Source organism: Paraburkholderia adhaesiva (genome assembly GCF_021390575.1).
Taxonomy (GTDB): Bacteria; Pseudomonadota; Gammaproteobacteria; order Burkholderiales; family Burkholderiaceae; genus Paraburkholderia; species Paraburkholderia adhaesiva.
Map to the genome: position 1 here is coordinate 255,737 of NZ_JAJEJQ010000004.1, position 17,057 is coordinate 272,793.

Genomic DNA, 17,057 nt, shown 5'->3' on the forward strand with positions numbered 1-17,057 from the left:
AAGGACCTGGACGTCAATTGGGATGACAGCGATGAGACGAAAGAAAGCCCGCGGCCATGCTATGCCATCCTGGCGATCCGGGGACGGGACCCTAGCTCGTGTCGGGCGAGAACATGCGCGCCGCCCGCGAGATTGGCCGGGAGACGGCTAGCGATCCAGATTGATTCACTGCGCGAGCGATGGAGAGATCCTGGGGGGCTCGACAGACAGATCACCGGTATCGCACGGCGCCTGCAGGCCTGGATGAAGGAACACAGGGCCTGCAAGGCAAAGGTTGTACTTTATGGGGCGGCCTGCGCATGGCTCGGCGTGAGCCGGCAAGCGCCTGATCTGATGGCCTGTTTGCGATCTGCCCCAGTGGTGAAAATCTTGCGAGAAGTTAGCCTTTATGGGGGAGGTTAGATTTTATTGCCGAAAATATTAAGAAAGGCACCTTCTGAGGAAATTGACTCAGACGTGGACAGGAAAATTTGGCGTTGCATGGCGGATATCATCGATGCGCCGCCATCCTGACTGGCCAGGGAGGAGCCGGCCAGACGGAGCACGTCAGGGCAGGAAAATGACGTCCCCCGTCTGGCGGGCAGGCTACTGCGTGCCGCCTGGCAGGAACTGCGCGAGGCTCGACCGGACGTCGCTGGCTGTCACACCGGGCGGGTTTGCGACGGCTTCGTCGCGAGCGCTCCTATGAATCGTCATACCACGCGCGGCCCCCGCTGCTGCACTGTCGCCCAGCAGCAGCGTGTCCTCCGCGAGTCGTTTCAGCGCGGCCGCCCGGCGCTTGCCCTGTTCCCGTGCTGACAGGTAGGCGTGCAGCCGCGGATGAGCATCTGCGTCGATCCGGATTGTCATCTCAAGAGGGGAGGTTCCCACTTCATTGTTCCTTTCACGTGGTGAACTGGCGCGCCAGTTTCATGCTGCCCGATTGGCCAACGCCGCCAGGCCCGCGACCAGAAATCCGCGCGCATTGGCCATCAATGGATCCGGCATTACCTGGATTGGAATGTCGCCAAAGACTTTGCGGATTGCAGGACGAAAAAACTCCGCGCCTCCCCCAGTCAGGCAGATGAGGGCGACGTTCTCGATTGTGCCAACACGGCCATATATTTCCAGCGCGCAGGAGTCAAGGTATGCCTGGATCTCCTGCATATAAGACTCGAGGTAGACCTGCTGACCATAGACGACGTACGGCGTCCGAGTGCGCAGACAGTGTTCGATCTGGTCGAGGTCACTGACCGGCTGGCGAATTTTCTGCGCAACCAGGTCTGCGAACATCTGATAAATTTTGCCCATCCCGGCTGCCAGTCCAAAGCTGTTTGCATGCTCCAGCGTGAGGCCGCGCGCGCGCAGCACGTCGGTGCTGTAGTAGCCAACGTCAATCACGATCTGCGCGTTACGTGCGCTGTTAATCAGGTTTCCTTCATTAATACCGGCCAGCAGAGATCCAAATGGCTGTGGCAGCACAATCGTGGTTCCAATGGTGTGCGAGCCCAGTCCAAAATCAAGCGTGCCACGGATGGATGAAAGGTAATCGCGATGTTTGTTGAACGTATGTACGGGGGTGCCCACTACCAGCACATCGATCTCTTTCAGCCCGGCCGCATACAGCCCCGCGGCCATCAGGGCTGCATGGTGCGCCGAGTTCTGGAAATCATCCCCGGGCGCTACGCGTGTCGCACCGGCCACCCCGCGGTTGGCCGAGAGCGACACCTTATACGTGACGCCATTGACCACTGGCATCACCTCGTCAGTCTGACGTTCGCCTTGAAATGATGCGAGCGCGCCGGCTCCACAAAGAGCCACTATCGATGGCAGGTGACCCGCAGCAACGATCTGTCCGCCTTTACTGGCCGTGTATTTCGTATTGCCCGCTCCGGTCTCAATGACCACAACAGAATCTGACATACAAACTCCTGTAGGATAACGAATGAATTGAAACTGGGGATGACCGCAATGGATAACAGAAAACCGAAGCGGCCACCCCAACTTGTTATTGAACGATTCTCGTCATGAAACTTGGTTGCGCTGACAGGAACGGCGTGACGACCGATCGCGCCGCGCAGTGTGATGGACGTTGCGGGTACGATCGAGCAATTTGACAATGGCCGAATCGAAGCGCTCGCCGAAGAGTGCGGCAACTGCTTCCCCGACCGCGTGCCAGTTTGTGCAACCCGACGGACAAACGATGAAGACCACCGCAGCATCCAGAGTATCTTCGCCCGGATTCACGAACAACTTTCCCGGTCCGCGGTAGCGTCCCACGAACTGATGAATGGCTTCTGTGAAAACTCGATCGAGCGCCCAGAATTCCCCAAAAAAATTAAGATCGGCGAGAAGTTCGGGCTCCGAAGCAAGAAGACGTGGGCGAAATTTCAGAGCGACAACCTCGCGAAAGCGTCCATAGTAGTAGCTCGTTTCCATGCTCTTCATTTCCATCAATCCCCACCCGGTGACGCGGTGTGGGACTTCGAGCGTTGACGTCTTGGCGAGCCCTGCCTGGTACGTCTTGGTCCGGTGGATTGCGTCTTGATCACATTTCAACGTCTGCAGATCGAGTTGCTTTCTGTCCGCTTTCAGAGTAGAGAGGAGCGCGATGTGTTTGGCCAGCCACGTCGGCCGCGGGGCGCTGATCAGCCCCATGGCCTCGGCGAACGCGCTTTCCCTGTGTGCGAGATGTTGTTTGTAGCTTGGGTGTGGCACGGGACCTCCGTTGATAGTGGTTGGGAAGGTCGTAACCGATTAGAAATCGGCGACGCGCAAGCCAATAGCCGGGAGGGCGGCGCTTGCGGGTCGCGAATTTGAGAGTTTCAGTCGGGGCCAAACGATGGCCGGAGTGGCCGCACGAAACCGCGCGACGTTTTCAGGATCGATGATCCGGACATGGCCACATTCAGTTCAGGAAAGTGGGCAGTGGATCACGAAGAGGGGACAATTGATTTTGATGCACCCAACACGTGCGCCAATCTGTTTCTGCACACAAAATGCAGATAGAGTTGATGCAACTCGTCAGTGCCTGCCGTGGCAGGGAGCTTTTTCATTGAATGCCGATTTAACGGCTAGAATCAACTTTATCAAAATTATTTCGATACGTCAAAACATTCCGCGTCGAAATATTTACAAGATATTTCTACATGCTAATTATATGGCGTAGATCTGTTGCGAGGACCATTCTGTCGAAACACTTTCAACCGGATGGCGCGGCAGGTACCGAGAATCAGGCCTGATTCCGGTCCAGCAGGCGGGGAGTCCGTGACGCGTGCCAGCAGCGCGTCGAATTCAATTTTGGTCAGTGACCGCAGGTGCCGGGCCATGTCACGCCGACCGTCGGCGATGAGTTGGGACGCAAGCTGATGCTGATATGCCACGGATTGCCGTCGATCATGCTGCGCATCGCTAGATGACAGCGGGTGATCCAGGGCTCGTAGCTGCCTGATCGCCTCGATCAATTCATCTTGTATGTCACCCTTTAGGGCGGCGATCACGTCACCTGAATGCCACGGGCATGGTCGCCCCGCCGGCAGCACGTCGGCGCGTTGAGCCCAGCGCCAGATGTGGCAGAAAAGATAAATCTCCGCGCCAGCGCGCAGGCGTCGCGCCGGCCCGTGATATTCCAGATAGGCATCCTGATCTGGGGGCGAATTTTCTGGGTATGTGCTCCCGATTGCGACAAAATACTGCCTTAGAGTATTGGATTGCCGCAGCAAGGCTGGACGATCTCCGGGCTTGCGAACCGGAATCTCGCACTCAACAAAGCAATCAATGAGCGTGACGAGGTTGGTCACAGGATGCTGTTGTAAAAAGCGCGCGAGGCGGGATAGTTGCCACGTTTGCAGTGCTTTACTTTTATCGTCGCCCAGTGGCATTTCCCTGTTTGTATCAGGATGCTTGAGGTAATACGATGTGTTTCCTGAACTAGTGGTGCGTGCTCGCATCCCAGGTGGCAAATTATGTTTCATTGATTAGCGACCGGAAATATAGTTGAGGGTGATGCTTGGCCTGAAGTGGCCGAGTTCCTGGCTGAGAATCAGGAGCGCGTCGCGTGGCGGGAACAGCGTGCACAAGGTTGCCAGGCGCCGGCGCGCAAAGCTGTGGCGAAGGCCATGAAGACCTCGGCTCTGACCGATCGCGAGTTCGCTTGCGCGGCTGAAGCTCGACGATAGTGCCTGCCCGCCGCCGATGGCAAATGACGACCTGTAGTTGACCTCCCGATCCTGGATTACGACAGGCGCAGATCGGAGCAGCTTCTGCAATGCATCAGAGAGTTCAATCGACACAGCGACCTCACGGGTCAGACCTCCCTTGCCCGTAACAAGGTAGATCACTATGTCGGTGAGTCCTGCAAAGCGTTCAGGTGACCAGTCGCGATGGGTCGAGGGCGACCCATCGCAGCGAGGGGCAAGTGTGATGCACTCGTGTGCACGCAACCCGGCATCGAAGCAGAGCAGAGTTGCCAGTTGATTTTTGTGCGTCTGGTACTTGATAACCTGAGTGAGTTCATCAAAAGTGTAGGTGCGGTCGCGCGCCGCAGTTTTGATGAGGCTTTCTACTGTTGGAAGCGTCACGGCAAAGGTTTTCTGGAGGGCTTGCCTTGCCTGATCAACCGACTTCTGTCCGCGCGATTCGGCGTATTCATCAAGAAATTCCATCAGCATGCCACGCGTGTGCAAGGTCTGGAGCGGGATGCGCTGGTCGCGCAACCATTCCAGATAAGTGGTGACAACCTGCCGGTAGGCGCGTTCGGTCCCGACGCTTCGCACGGCCCATGCGTTCAAATCATCAAGCGCGGTCTTGGACTGTCCGTGGACCGCCACGTCGGCGACGAGTTCGCGTGCAAGTAATTGTGGAGTGCTCACGGTTCAACTCCACAACTTATAGAGGCCGTGGGCGATCAGTGCCTTGCGCACTGCGGTCTGGCAAAACGAATGTTCTGACTTGCTATTGATTATTTCAGCCAGCTGCTTCAGCGTGAATCCTGCCGGGCGATCCGAATTTAGCCGTTGCAGTGTGAACTGCTGCATCTCTTCGACGTAGGTATCGAGGGCGGAACTGCGCTCCCGGGTACGTCGTGGGCGGGCCGGGACATCGGCGTAACGGCGACGAAGTCGTGCAACCAGATCGTCAAGGGCCATCCTGGTTCTCCTTACTGGACAGGTGAAACTGCGAAAACAGACAACGAGAGACCATGGACGTGCAGAACGTCCACCCGGCCCAGGCGCACCAGGGCCTCGCCGCGGACAGCGTGAGTGCACCGAGCCCGCGGCGAGGCTCAGGACGGAAGCATTGCAGTTGATAGGGCGCGTGCAGACGTGCGCGTGCCTTGGAGTCGCATGGGAAAAGGAATCTCGCGACCATGATTGGCCGCGATTGCGAAAGTCTCATCGGCCGTGCGGCCAGATGTGCTTGCTGATAACGAGCGGCAGATTCAGTACCTGCTCGCGCACGGGACGTGAGCCCGTCTTGCCTTGTGGCCCGGCGATGATGCCTGGCCGACTCTTGCGATTTGAAAATTATGCCGCCATGCGGCGCTTGATGCATTTAAAGCCTACATCAAATTGATGGAGTACGCAACGAATTCTCGGACTGGCACTCGCGATCCGTTATGTCTCTGTAACAACGCTGCTGCCGCCGCAACGAGACATTTGTTTCCCGAATTAAACAGCACATCCACCGGCACCGCAGGAATCATTGCCGAGACTCAGCTCGGTCATTGCCCGGACTTTGCTCCCATGAAAATCGGCAGATTCATTCTGATCCCGGCCAGCCAGGACGATGCTGGGAGACATGTCCGACTTATGCTGTTCGATCAGGGTTGCTGCCTGCCAGGTCGGACGATCGTCGTACCACCGTCGAGGAAGGCAGGCGCGAATCAGCGCCGCTGTGCGGAGTGATCGCCGTGGATGCACACGCGTTCCCGAGCGCAGCCTTAGCCCAGGAGAGCCGTCTGTGGAACAGGGTGCCGCACGGCCGGAACTTGACTGTAAGCGGCATCGTGAATCGTTTATTTCCGCTCGAAACCCTTGTCTGTCATGGGTTACATGATGGTGGCATTACTCTGACATAGCGAGCTTTTTCCAACTTCCAGATGCGCCATTTTCCTTGCAAGTGGAGCAGCCAAGATCGGAGCGCGGACCAGTTCTACGTTGCGGCTGGGCTGAAGCAAAGGCAGAAGACTGCTTCGACGCAGGTGAGCGATGCCGCTCAGTCTCTGTCCCTGTCAGCGAGCGAACAGGCGACTGTCCGAATACAGCGATTTCATTGCGTCGTGGGCGTCGATAGTGTCTGGGCGCTCTTGCCCCGCGGGGCCGTCTCGGAACGGCTTCACATCGGTTCCTGTTGCAAGTTAGTCGTTGATAAGGCCATCAAACGCCATCCGCAGCGCCGCGGGCACCTTCGCAGTCTGTTCGACGGATGGCGCATGCCCGCAAGCGTCGATGCAAATCAAATTGCAGTGGGAAATTTTCTGTGCGCGCGCAGCCGACGTAGCTTCGAGAGGGCATGCCTGATCGTTCTTCCCATGTAGCAAAGTGCAGGGCACAATAATCGAGGCCAGTTCCGCGTCCTCGATCGTCCAGTCGAGAATCAGCTTCTCAGGAAACGATAGCTTCTGCTTGAAGTAGTCGCCGTAATCGCCAGCCGAAAGGGTTTTCCAGCGGCTTTCGACCCGTTCGTCCGAAATGGCGCTCGTATCACGGATCAGTCTGCTCAGACCAGCCTTGAGTTCTTCCGTATTCGCCACGATTGTCCACAGGCGTCTCAGGTGGTCGTTCAGTTCAAACGTTGTGCCAGCCGCTGCGGTCGTGAATACGGCGGCTACGCGGGCATCCGTAGCGGCAGGCCGCAAAGCGACGGCTGCCGACATCGAATGACCGGATACATAGACCTTTCCGCCGTTAATGCGCTGCATGAGTGCCCGCGCCTGGCGCAGCCAGAATTCGAAGTCTGCGAATGGCGGCTCGCGCTTGCGCCCAGCGGCATGCTCCGGGCGTTGAGCGCGTGCGCGGATTGTTTTCGAATTGACGTTCCGCGCGGAGTTCGGGACCGAACCGCTGGCAGCGCGGATCCGTCGACGCCGTCCGGGGCAACGGTCTCGAGCTGGGGGCTCCGCGCGATGGTCGGGTTTTCGTTCGGGCTCGATCCGGATTCCTGCCTGTCGGTTGGTGTGAACAGCGCGGACCACACGGTGTGGATCGCCCGTCTGGTATCCCGTTACTTGGGCGTTGCAAACGCCTCCCCGATCTGCCGTGCCCGTGTGGCCTCGTCGCTGTGCAGGTAGCGTGACGTGGTCGACACCGACGCATGCCGCAGGTTGTCCCGAACGGTCGTCAGTTCTGCGCCGCGCCCGAGCGCGTGCGTCGCGTGCGTGTGGCGCATCCAGTGCGGGCTCGCGCGGCGGAGCTTCTGCGCGAGCGGCGGATGGTCGGCCTCGATCGCATTGGCGGCGAGAAGGAAGAAGCGCCTGAGCACGCCCCACAGCCGCGCGCCGCTAATCGCCGCATGGCTTTCCGCTGCGAGGCTGCCGATGACGGGCGTTTCCGGACGCCAGCGCGCGGGCGTGACCGGCAACCTACGTTCCGCGAGGTAGCGTGCGAGGGCTTCCCAGGCGAGCGGCGGCAATGCCACGCGCGCCAGCTTGTTTCCTTTGCCCGTCACGCGCAGCCAAGGGTCGCCACGGGCGTCCGTCTCCACGTGCCCGAGCGTGGAGACGACCAGTTCGCCGGCGCGTAGCCCCGTCGCGTAACCGAAGTCGAGCAGGAAGCGCAGCCGTTGCGCCGCGGGTGCGGTCCAGCGCTGGGACCCCTCCGGCGACCACTCGAGGCCATCCGCGATGGTGCGGGCCAGCGCCCATTCACCCTCCGTGAAGGCGCGCGCGGCGTCGAGTGCCGAGGCCGTGCTGCCGCCCCGCACCTTCACGCCCGCGAAGGGATTGGCAAGCACATAACGCTGCTCGATGAGCCAGCGGAACAGGGCGCCGAGAATAGAGAGGGCGTGCGCGACGGAGCGCGCTGACAGGCTGCCATTGAATGGCCGCCAATCGGGCGACGTGCGCGCCCGCACCGGGCCGACCCAGCGGGCGCGCGGCGAGGGATGGCGCAGAAATGTCCGGTAGGCGATCGCGTCCTCGGTCGTCAGTGACGAGAGCGCGCGGCCGCGCTCGACGATCGCCCACAGGATCAGCCGCTCGGCCTCCCTGCGGTAGGTACGATGCGTATCGGCTGACTCGTGCAGCGCGAGCCAGGTCTGGACGGCCTCGTAGTCGTTCGAGGCGTCGAGTGTGCAGGTCGAGGCGGGCGCGCGGAAGGTGCCTGCGGAGCCGTCCACTTGATGGGGCAGTTTCAGGCTTTCCCACGGCACGCACAGCGCGTGCTTTGGGCCGCGCTGGCTGGCGACCACGAGCGCGCGCGCCTTTTCCGTGAGCGCGGGCCAGGCGGCGAAGAAGGCCTCGATGGCGCGGGCGCTGGCCGCACCCAGTCCCGGTACGGCCTTCCACCACTGGCGTCGGCGCGGAATGCTTACGGTGAGGTCGGCGAGTGTCGTGATGCCGTGCGCGTGCAGCACCCGCACGGCGCGCGGGGTGAACCACTGCGCGATGGCGTCGGCGATCTGGGGCGCCGGCGCGCGGGCGGAGCGCAGGACCCCGATCGCGTGCGCGACCGCTTTCGCATGCTGCCCGCGTTCATTGGCCGGGTGGGCAAGGAGGGCGGCGAGATCGTCGCGGTGCGCCGCGTGTGCCACGGCGACCAGCCTGCGCCGGATACGTCCGAGCACCCCGCGAGGGGATCGGCCGTCGCCAAGCGCGGACGGCAGGTAGCGTTCGACCGCCTGCCGCACGGGCAGCCCCGCGTACCAGGCGCGCAGCGCGGCGAGTTCGCCGGGCTCGGGGAAGCCGGGCGGTTCAGCGTGGGCGGGAGCGGACAGCGGAGTGGCGCGCATTGTCATGCGGGCAAGTTTAGTACAAAAATAGACACCTTATGATAAGAAGACTTATCTTAATAGGAGCGTTGTGTGTCCCGTTCCGGCGGAAAACCGGGGCTCAGGGTGCCGTGAAGGAACGCTGGGCCCCGTCGGATGCGGCTTTTTTTTCCGAGGACGTGAGGCGCGGCGCGGGTTAGGCTAAAAAGGAGCGCCGTGTCGTTTCTCTCTCGTAACAGGCTCGAAATCGAGCGTATTCCGAGAATGAGAAGCGATGGAACCGAAGCGCGCAAGAACCCTAACACCCTCACAGATTCGCCACGCGTTTCGGAGCGTTGTTAACAATTAACAACAGGAGTTGCCTGATTTGATGGGCCGGGGGGAGGTAACATTATTCGCGATTTTTTCGTCCGAGCATTGTGGTTTGGCGCCATGGTCCTATAGCCCGATCCGGGCGAACGGATCGTCCGGGCTGCGTCCGTTCCGAATTAGCACCATTCCGGCTTCAAAAGCCCGCACCGCTTCGATTCCGGACTCATCTAGCTGTCCTCGTTCTGCGATTGCGGACACACGCGTTGCCAGATTTTCCAGATCCACTGGGGGGGAGAGATAGGGCTCAAAAATCCGTGGATTCACCGATACGGTACGCCGGGCAACCCGATCACCTGCGGTCTCGATGCTACCGACCTGCACGGAATCTACGAGCAGGTGCAGTAACTCATCGTCGTTCTCGAATGCCTGCCGAAACCATTGTTGAGCTTCGGCGGGATCGCCCCAGGTCCGCCAAAGTCGCAGCAGGAAGTGGGTATCCGGCAACTGGCCCAAGCGCCCAGCGTTGGCCGAATCGCGCACACGCTCGACAGCGATGCCCTTCAGTTGTTGCACTGTTGCATCTGCAAACTGCTGAAAAACAGAATCCCGCTCGGTTGCGTCAGGTTGATGCATCCTGGCTATGCTGTGGGCTGTTTGGCACGCAAGTACGATGGCCCGGCCGCCCCTTACGCGCTCGACTATCGTCGTCTCCCGGTCAGCCTCGGGTAATAGCTTGGTGAGGTGATGAATTAGCCAGTACGCCTGAATTTCAGGTCGAATGCTAAAAAAATGACGTATCGTGTTTCTCGGATCTCCGATGAACCTGTCTCCGACCTCGAAGAATGACGCAAGGCAAGCCATAGCAAACGGCTCGGGCAGATCGTCGCGCTTTATCAGGGCCTCGATGAGGTCGTTCGCCTTGCCAGTGCCGTGCGGGCGTCGTTCATCGTTAGCAGCGGTCCAGGCCTCGGCCAGTGCTTCGACGTCCGCATCAAGGGCGATAAACGACCGCAGTTCCCGCTCGCTCAGCACGTGGGGCGAAACGGCAAACTGGAAATATCTGTCAAATTTTTCCGGATCGCACACCCGCGCCTGAGCACTCCAAGTCGTCTGCGACTCGGCACCGTAGAAGACATTGCCACATACAGACTGCAGACGAGGGAACAGTCGCCGCACAAGGGCCTGTACGGGCTCGCGGTGACGCGCGGCGACCAGGTCAAGCCAGCCCTGATGGAACGTGCGCTCCGTCTCTCGTTCATCGCGTTCCCTGGCAATCCCTGAGAATTTTTGCTTGTTATCCCGTATGACAGCGTATGCATCCGGAACGAACACTCGCAGGCATTCCAGTGCGATGAAGTCGACCGGGTTGACCTCGCCTCGCAGATGGGGGAATGTAACGAGCAGCGCGTTGACCGCGCGAACCACATCTCGCGGCGTTTCAAGCAACGGCGATATGCCATCATGAAGCACGTTGCCCCAATACGTCGGCTCAACCGGTATATCGTCCTGGCTGGGCGGGGCAACGAGGCGTTCCAAGTCCTCCGCAAACTTCTGGATGAGCAGATCGTGTGACACCACCGGTAGGGCGAACTGCGCCTGGACTATCTTTTCCAAATATGCGTCACCGTCCTCCAGTCCGAGTGACGAAGCCAACGCTTCCGACACTAGGTGCCGGTCGAATGCGAGGAGGTACACGACATTTGGAAAATCTGCGACCGCCTTGATCACCTTGAAGGCTTCACGGATTTCCTCGGGGGCAAGCCTGTCGATATCATCGACGAAAACAACGAACCTCGGCCCGGCCTTCGACAAGGCATCCGATATCTCGGCCTTCAGTTTGTGCACATCCTTCGGGGCACGACGAAACCTTGAGAACAGCCACGAGACCACTTGCTTCGACAATGGAATCGGGACGCCGGCGCCAGCAGAAATACTGGCCGCGACCGCAGTTCCGATCGCGTCTGCATACTCCGCGAACGCGTCGGCTACTGCCATCAGGACGGGGTTTTCAGCAGGAAAACGCGCGCGAAACTGGACGAGGAACTGCATGGCCAGCTGTTCCTTGTCGGCGAACCACCATGGATTGAAGTCAACTAGGACGACTGGCGCGTCAATCCTCGCAGTCGCTTCTTCTGGAGTGGGTGACGATAGGTAGTGCCTGACGAAGTTGAGCAGGCTCGTCTTGCCTGCTCCCCACGGGCCGTCAATTGCCATGACAAGCCCCCTCGGACTCTGAATCGCGCGCACTGCGCTAGCGATTGCCTGTGCGAAGGGTGCGTAACCGAACGCGTCGAATGATGGATGGAACTGCGGCGCGTCGCTCCCAATTGGCACTTCCAGGGTTGGTTCAATTTCCAGTCGATCTTTGCCTGCCGCTTTCATGACGGTGCTCCCGTTCATTATTGTCGAGATTGGCGCGACATGCATCGCGCGCTAACCGATAGATGGCACGCCGTCGGTGGAACTGCGTCTTCCGAGAAACGAAGCAAATACCGCTGGCTTCAACCAGGCAATACGGATACCCGATTCTTTGCACCCAGTCGCCGCACGTTCGAGGCGCTTAGTTCTCCCCGAAGAACTTGGTTTTCCAGCAGCAGCGTTTCATTGATGCTTGCGAGTTTGGCAATCTGGCGCATGGCCTGGGCAAGCTCCTTCCGGAGCTTGCTGGACTTCTCTCGCTCCTGCTTCAGCACGTCCAGTGCAGCATTCCGCCGTTCCCGACTAGACGCGCCCAGCTTCACGCGGATCTCTTCAGCGATTGACGGATAGTGATTATGGATCAATGCCGGTGTAACACCGGCTTCCCGTGCCACGGCCGAGACACTCAATTTGGTTGCGGCGGTATGCGCCCGGCCGCGCTCGATCCGATATATGGCCAACTTCAACTCTTTTTCCCTCGCCGCTGCGGGCTTGCGTTGCTTACTCATAGGCTCCCCCGTTCCGGGTCGTAGCCCAGCGTCATCAGCACATTCCGGCACCGATGCATGTCACGTCGAACGCGGGCTCTGCCGCCTTCACCGATATCGTCCAGGCGCTCGACTTCCCGTAGATCGTCGTAAAGCCGTTGGTAGAGATGTGCGTGGCGACTTCCGACTACTGCATTCTTGCAATCATCAGCACAGCGTGTGGGGTCAACGTCGTTGCCGACGCACAGGTTATCGCCAGCCGTGCACCATCCATGACCATTGCTTCTGATCTGCGTACTCTCTGCAATGGATCGGATCATCTGCTGCCGATCTTTGAAGAGAGTCACAGGCTCATCGCGCTGACGCCAAGCTATGATGTTCTTCCCGTATCCCCCAGCCAGCGGCTCGGATGGGTCAAGCCATGTGCCGACCACCCCTTCCTTGATCTCGTCCAGCTCCTCCTGTATCTCCAGATACAGCGCCATTTCCTGCGACTCGTTGAGTGCATAACGCAACGTCATATCTTGGGACCAGTGCTTAAAGTGTTCCTTCAGGTAGCGCAGGTCGCCAAACTGGCTGCGGGCCGCATAATTCGCGAACTTCCGGCGGAACTGATGGGTTGCTAAAGCCCAGTCAACGCCACAGGCCTCAGCGAATTCCGTCAGGTGGTGTCCCCACGACCGGCGAGATAGCGTTCTAACCATGTCGCTTTTGCTGTGCCAGCCGAGGAAGATAGCGCCAATGTGCTTCTGAGCCTCAGCGATTTCAACATCGTGGGGATTTGCTGCCCGACGGGATTGGAGCTCAGCCTGTAGCCTGGACTGGTATGGCAAAGCCCAGCGGTCCATAATTTTGAGTGCCGTCACCACCGCTTCCGGAATCATCCACTCGGTAACACCTTCGCCTGTTTTGGTCGATTTCGAGCGCATCCACCAGTACACATCTCCGTCCTGTTTGGTGCTGTAGTAGGACGCCGACTGCAGGAAGGCCAGTTCGTGATTTCTGCATCCGCTCAGGCTGGCAACTACGACATAGCATGCCGTCCGCAATTCAAGGAGTGCCGTTTCGAGAGACGCAAGGCCGCCCGACCATCCGCGCAGTTTGAGCGCACGGTTCTTCCTCTTCTTCACGCCGGCGATCGAGAGGTGTCGGCTCCGAGAGCCGATATCGTCTATTTCATCGCGTATATCGAGGAGCTGGTTACCGCCGTCGACAATACCCCACGCGCGCTGGAAGAGAATTGTGAAAACGTCATCTGGGATAAGGGGCGTTTTATTCTCACTATCATCCCGTCCGGGCCCAACGATTCCGGCTAGGTAGCTTGCGGAGGTATCCGCCCATGGATGGTTTGGCATGCGGTCGCATGTGTACTGGCTTAGCTCATGAAGAGCTTCGACCGCGCCAAAATTTAATGCGAGGGTCTTCTTTGCCAACGACTGCCCGCGCGTAGGACGGCCACGATTCGTGGAGGTCGCCTCCCTGGTGACTCGGACATAGTTTGCGCAAACCATCGGTGTTATACCGGATAGTGACTCGACGCCCAGCGAAGTCAGATATGTCAGGAACGGCTTCCAATAAACCAGTAGTTGGCGCATCGCGCTTGGCCCCGGCTTCTTTTGGCCTTCCCTCCCGCGTTGCAAGAAGCGATACAGCATCGCCTTCGCTACCTCCCGGAAGACATCGGGGATCGACAAGAAATTTAGCTTAGAGAGACTGGCCATGACGTTCGTCGGCGAGCCGGAGAGCATCCACACGTCATCGCCATAGCGACTACGAACTACCCAGCGCCCGTCAACATTCGATGCCGAGATGATCAACGCGTCGCGTTCGTCGATCGTGATGAGCCTAACGTCGTGTGCTTGTCCTTGCGCAGGGTGAGAATGGTTCTGAATGGATACTGTAGCGCTCATACCAGTCCACCATGAAGGTCGGCCATAACCGTTTCGCTCCTCCAGAACGGATGCGGATCGTGATGTGCACGTCGCCGCTCAGCCTCGATCACATCATTTTTAAATATGCCTTTGTCGAGGCCGGCTTGAACTACGTCGGATTCGATAAGGCGCGCGATGTGTGCAAATTGTGCCTTCCAGCGGCGCTTACCCATGGTCGATCGTTCGCGCAATACACGCCAGTAAAAACTGAAAAGTCGATACAAATCGTCGCCAGTTACGACATAATTTCGGCACCGGAGGCAATTTAAAAAATTCATGCAGACTGCGCCTTCGCGCTTCGGCGCATAGTCGCCGTTCCTCGGGTCAGAGCACCGTCCGACCGGAGTTTTCTCGGTTGAGCCGAGCGTACTGGTAAGCAGTTCCTGAACCAGAGCCTCGCCCATGAATCTCCAATTTTTCAGCGCTTCCTCTCCGGGCTGAAGATAGTTCTCGCGAACGACACCTGCGGTATTACCGGCTGCTGCGGCAGTGCTCGCAACATCGCCGTCGAGGATCTCGTAGACACGATTCACAAACGTCTTCCGCAGTCTGCTGACGTTGATCCGCAGTGGTTTGCCGTCCGTGTCCTGTAGCTGGTAGTCACGAACCAGGTTGGAAATAGCAACATTCAGGCAATTGGCGCTCAGCGCCTCGACCTTGCCGAACGTCTGAAGCCTTCGGCTTCGGTAGAGCCAGACTCGGTCGGCAATGTCGAGTGGGGCCTCGGCTCGAAGCTGAGCTGATAGTTGCAACACCCGTTCGATCAATGCGGCAACAGTGGGTCTGACCGTTGGCAATGATTCATGTATCTTCTGTCGCCCGGTGTCGGCCCGAAGTGCGATCTTGCTTGTGTTGTGGCCGCGGCGTTTGTGCAGTACAAGAAACATCGTGCCGCTTTTCGGGTGAGGACGCAGGCAATTCGGCGACATTTCAAGCAGTGGGGTCGTATTTCGGCCTGTATGGAGCGCAACGACCAGATAGGCGTAACTGATGAGGTCTGCGGATGGATCATTTTCATCTATGAACAGCGGCATGACAGCAGTCTTGACGGCCACAGAAAAGGCCTTACGCTGATCCTTGGTCAACGGTGTTTCGCCCTTCGCCTGCTTCTTTGCTCCGGGGAAGGGATTGACCGGGAAAGTGGCATCGTCGCCGGCTGAAATTTCTCTGATCAAGCCACGGCGACACAGCGCCTTCAGAATTGCCTTGGTGGCGACGTATTTTCTCCTTTGGTCCGGGGTTAGCCATCCTCCGTCAGCAAGGAATCGTAGATAGCCATCAATCGTGGTTCTGTCGATATCGCTAACATCGAAATGTTTGGCGCGGCCAGCGCTGCTCAAGGCGAGATACCGGAGGAAGGGGGCGGCACCGTCCCAGCAGTAATTGGTGACAGTGGAAACTTCCACTTCTGCATCCTGCTTCGCAAGAAATCGCTCGATCTGGCGCTGAAATGCAAATGTGATCGGATCAATGCCGACACCGTACCAAGCCAAAAAATCGAAAGATCGACGGCTGGTCGCGTTACGGCCGAACGTCACAACTGGATTATGTTCTGGCGTGATCGCGGCGGAAACAATGACTCGCCCGTCATTATCCCGGGCATGGTCAACCTGCGGAACAATGAGGTCGGTTTTGACAAAGATCTTGCGCTTTCCCATCAAGCTCGCTCCCCGATCCATTCGTTCAGTTCGTCGTCGTAGGCAAGCACCGCATCGTCAGCGAGTTCGTTGACCAGATGGAGGTATGCCATAGTGGTTTGAATCGAGGCGTGCCCCAACTGCCGCTGCAGGAATACGAGCGGCTCAATTCGCGCATCGCCACGTTGCCGTTGAAGGGCGACCAGCGTGTGTGTTGCATACGTGTGCCGCAGCATGTGCGGGTGAGTCTTGATTCCCGCTTTGCGACCGATTTTGCGGACCATCGCCTCTATGCCTTTCCCGTCGGCGGACCACGGTTCACCCGACTGGTTCAGAAACAGTGCCTTCTGGGCAGGACTTAACGACGCGCGCTGGCCTCGCCAGTGAATGCTGTAAAGGTAGAGATCCCTCATGAGGCGTCGGCTGATGTAGACCGCGCGTGGCTTGCTGCCCTTGGTCCGCATACCGGTGCCATCTGCCGGATCGAGGTTCAATCGGACATTGCGCTCAACGCCGACCGATTTGTCCGGATCGATGACGTACGCAAGCGGGAAGGATGCGAGTTCCTCGCGGCGGAGCCCACTCTGGACCGCGAATCGGATCATCGCGTGGTGATGCGGATTCTCAGCTGCCGCAAGCAGAGCCTTCACTTGCTCCTTCGAGAGAAATTTAACGAGGTCTCTGTGCTTGCGAGGCATCACGGACTTGACCGTTCGCTTGCCGCCGGATGCGTCAACGTGCGCAAGAAACCCACCCGACTGCATGGCCCGACGCTCCTCGTATTCGTAGGGCAGCCTTTCCACCCAACCCCGTCGCTTGGTGAAAGCGTAGAACTCGCAGATGTACAGCAGGCGCTGCCGAATAGTGTTTCGGGCTAACTGCGCCGTGTCGAAGCAGTAGTCGCGATACGCCGCGACTAGCGTCTTGGCTTCGCCACGGTCAACGTCATCCCACGACAGGTCGTGCGCTTCCAGAAACCCGAAGAAGTCGTACATGGTCCGCCCGGTGGGTTCCCACGACTTACTGGAGCCGATCGCGCCGCGTAGAAGGTAGTAGCGCAGGAATTCGTTTGCCGGCTGGCAGCTACTCATGTCTTCCCATAGGAGGATCGGGAAACCCGTGCGAGACCGGCCCGCGAGCTTGAAATCCTCAGTCGCCGCAATCAGATGCACTCAGAGCCCCTTGCTACGCAGGGCCGCAACTGCCTGCCTGAAGTCTAGGTTAAGCAGATGCATCGCGAGGTCTATCGCGCCACCGCCGCCATGACCTTTTCGCGTGTCCAGAAATTTCGGCCCGGCGCATAGGATCTCGAACTCGACACCGTTAGCCCGAATATGCCAGCGGGTTGACTGCTGGCTCGTTCG

13 protein-coding genes are annotated in these 17,057 nt (G+C 58.9%); all 13 read right to left on the reverse strand.

Going from position 1 to position 17,057, the window contains the following annotated elements:
• Positions 1-585 precede the first annotated feature (585 nt).
• On the reverse strand, positions 586-870 hold the full coding sequence (locus L0U80_RS29045; protein ID WP_233874447.1) for a hypothetical protein: 285 nt from the start codon (positions 868-870) through the stop codon (positions 586-588).
• 39 nt (positions 871-909) lie between these two features.
• Positions 910-1,902: a ParM/StbA family protein gene (locus L0U80_RS29050; protein WP_233874449.1), complete on the reverse strand. Its 993-nt coding sequence runs from the start codon at positions 1,900-1,902 to the stop codon at positions 910-912.
• 102 nt (positions 1,903-2,004) lie between these two features.
• Entirely contained in the window at positions 2,005-2,697 is a 693-nt protein-coding gene (locus L0U80_RS29055; RefSeq protein ID WP_233874452.1) for a hypothetical protein, read from the reverse strand.
• Positions 2,698-3,131: 434 nt separating this feature from the next.
• The gene (locus L0U80_RS29060) at positions 3,132-3,953 is read right to left on the reverse strand and encodes a phage integrase Arm DNA-binding domain-containing protein (RefSeq protein WP_233874455.1); all 822 of its coding nucleotides are present in this window, start codon (positions 3,951-3,953) and stop codon (positions 3,132-3,134) included.
• A gap of 3 nt (positions 3,954-3,956) precedes the next feature.
• On the reverse strand, positions 3,957-4,850 hold the full coding sequence (locus tag L0U80_RS29065; RefSeq protein WP_233874457.1) for a site-specific integrase: 894 nt from the start codon (positions 4,848-4,850) through the stop codon (positions 3,957-3,959).
• 3 nt (positions 4,851-4,853) lie between these two features.
• Positions 4,854-5,126 (reverse strand): hypothetical protein, encoded by a 273-nt coding sequence (locus tag L0U80_RS29070; protein WP_233874459.1) that lies wholly within the window; start codon positions 5,124-5,126, stop codon positions 4,854-4,856.
• A 1,211-nt stretch (positions 5,127-6,337) separates the two neighbouring features.
• On the reverse strand, positions 6,338-7,174 hold the full coding sequence (locus tag L0U80_RS29075; protein ID WP_233874461.1) for an alpha/beta fold hydrolase: 837 nt from the start codon (positions 7,172-7,174) through the stop codon (positions 6,338-6,340).
• 29 nt (positions 7,175-7,203) lie between these two features.
• Complete coding sequence (locus L0U80_RS29080; protein ID WP_233874463.1) at positions 7,204-8,934, reverse strand: site-specific integrase; 1,731 nt, start codon at positions 8,932-8,934, stop codon at positions 7,204-7,206.
• Positions 8,935-9,345: 411 nt separating this feature from the next.
• Complete coding sequence (locus tag L0U80_RS29085) at positions 9,346-11,601, reverse strand: KAP family P-loop NTPase fold protein (RefSeq protein ID WP_233874465.1); 2,256 nt, start codon at positions 11,599-11,601, stop codon at positions 9,346-9,348.
• A gap of 119 nt (positions 11,602-11,720) precedes the next feature.
• Entirely contained in the window at positions 11,721-12,146 is a 426-nt protein-coding gene (locus L0U80_RS29090; protein ID WP_233874466.1) for a TetR family transcriptional regulator, read from the reverse strand.
• Positions 12,143-14,035 carry a site-specific integrase gene (locus tag L0U80_RS29095; protein WP_233874468.1) on the reverse strand — a complete coding sequence of 631 codons (1,893 nt, stop codon included), beginning with the start codon at positions 14,033-14,035 and terminating at the stop codon, positions 12,143-12,145. Before L0U80_RS29095 ends, L0U80_RS29090 begins: the two co-directional genes overlap by 4 nt.
• Positions 14,032-15,714, reverse strand: a complete 1,683-nt coding sequence (locus L0U80_RS29100) for a site-specific integrase (protein WP_233874470.1) — start codon at positions 15,712-15,714, stop codon at positions 14,032-14,034. Before L0U80_RS29100 ends, L0U80_RS29095 begins: the two co-directional genes overlap by 4 nt.
• Positions 15,714-16,865, reverse strand: a complete 1,152-nt coding sequence (locus tag L0U80_RS29105) for a tyrosine-type recombinase/integrase (protein WP_233874473.1) — start codon at positions 16,863-16,865, stop codon at positions 15,714-15,716. Before L0U80_RS29105 ends, L0U80_RS29100 begins: the two co-directional genes overlap by 1 nt.
• Positions 16,866-17,057: the final 192 nt, after the last annotated feature.

Coding starts and splice junctions, on each gene's coding strand:
- L0U80_RS29050 (WP_233874449.1), bottom strand. CDS start 1,902: ATGTCAGATTCTGTTGTGGTCATTGAGACCGGAGCGGGCAATACGAAA.
- L0U80_RS29060 (WP_233874455.1), bottom strand. CDS start 3,953: ATGAAACATAATTTGCCACCTGGGATGCGAGCACGCACCACTAGTTCA.
- L0U80_RS29070 (WP_233874459.1), bottom strand. CDS start 5,126: ATGGCCCTTGACGATCTGGTTGCACGACTTCGTCGCCGTTACGCCGAT.
- L0U80_RS29080 (WP_233874463.1), bottom strand. CDS start 8,934: ATGACAATGCGCGCCACTCCGCTGTCCGCTCCCGCCCACGCTGAACCG.
- L0U80_RS29085 (WP_233874465.1), bottom strand. CDS start 11,601: ATGAAAGCGGCAGGCAAAGATCGACTGGAAATTGAACCAACCCTGGAA.
- L0U80_RS29090 (WP_233874466.1), bottom strand. CDS start 12,146: ATGAGTAAGCAACGCAAGCCCGCAGCGGCGAGGGAAAAAGAGTTGAAG.
- L0U80_RS29095 (WP_233874468.1), bottom strand. CDS start 14,035: ATGAGCGCTACAGTATCCATTCAGAACCATTCTCACCCTGCGCAAGGA.
- L0U80_RS29100 (WP_233874470.1), bottom strand. CDS start 15,714: ATGGGAAAGCGCAAGATCTTTGTCAAAACCGACCTCATTGTTCCGCAG.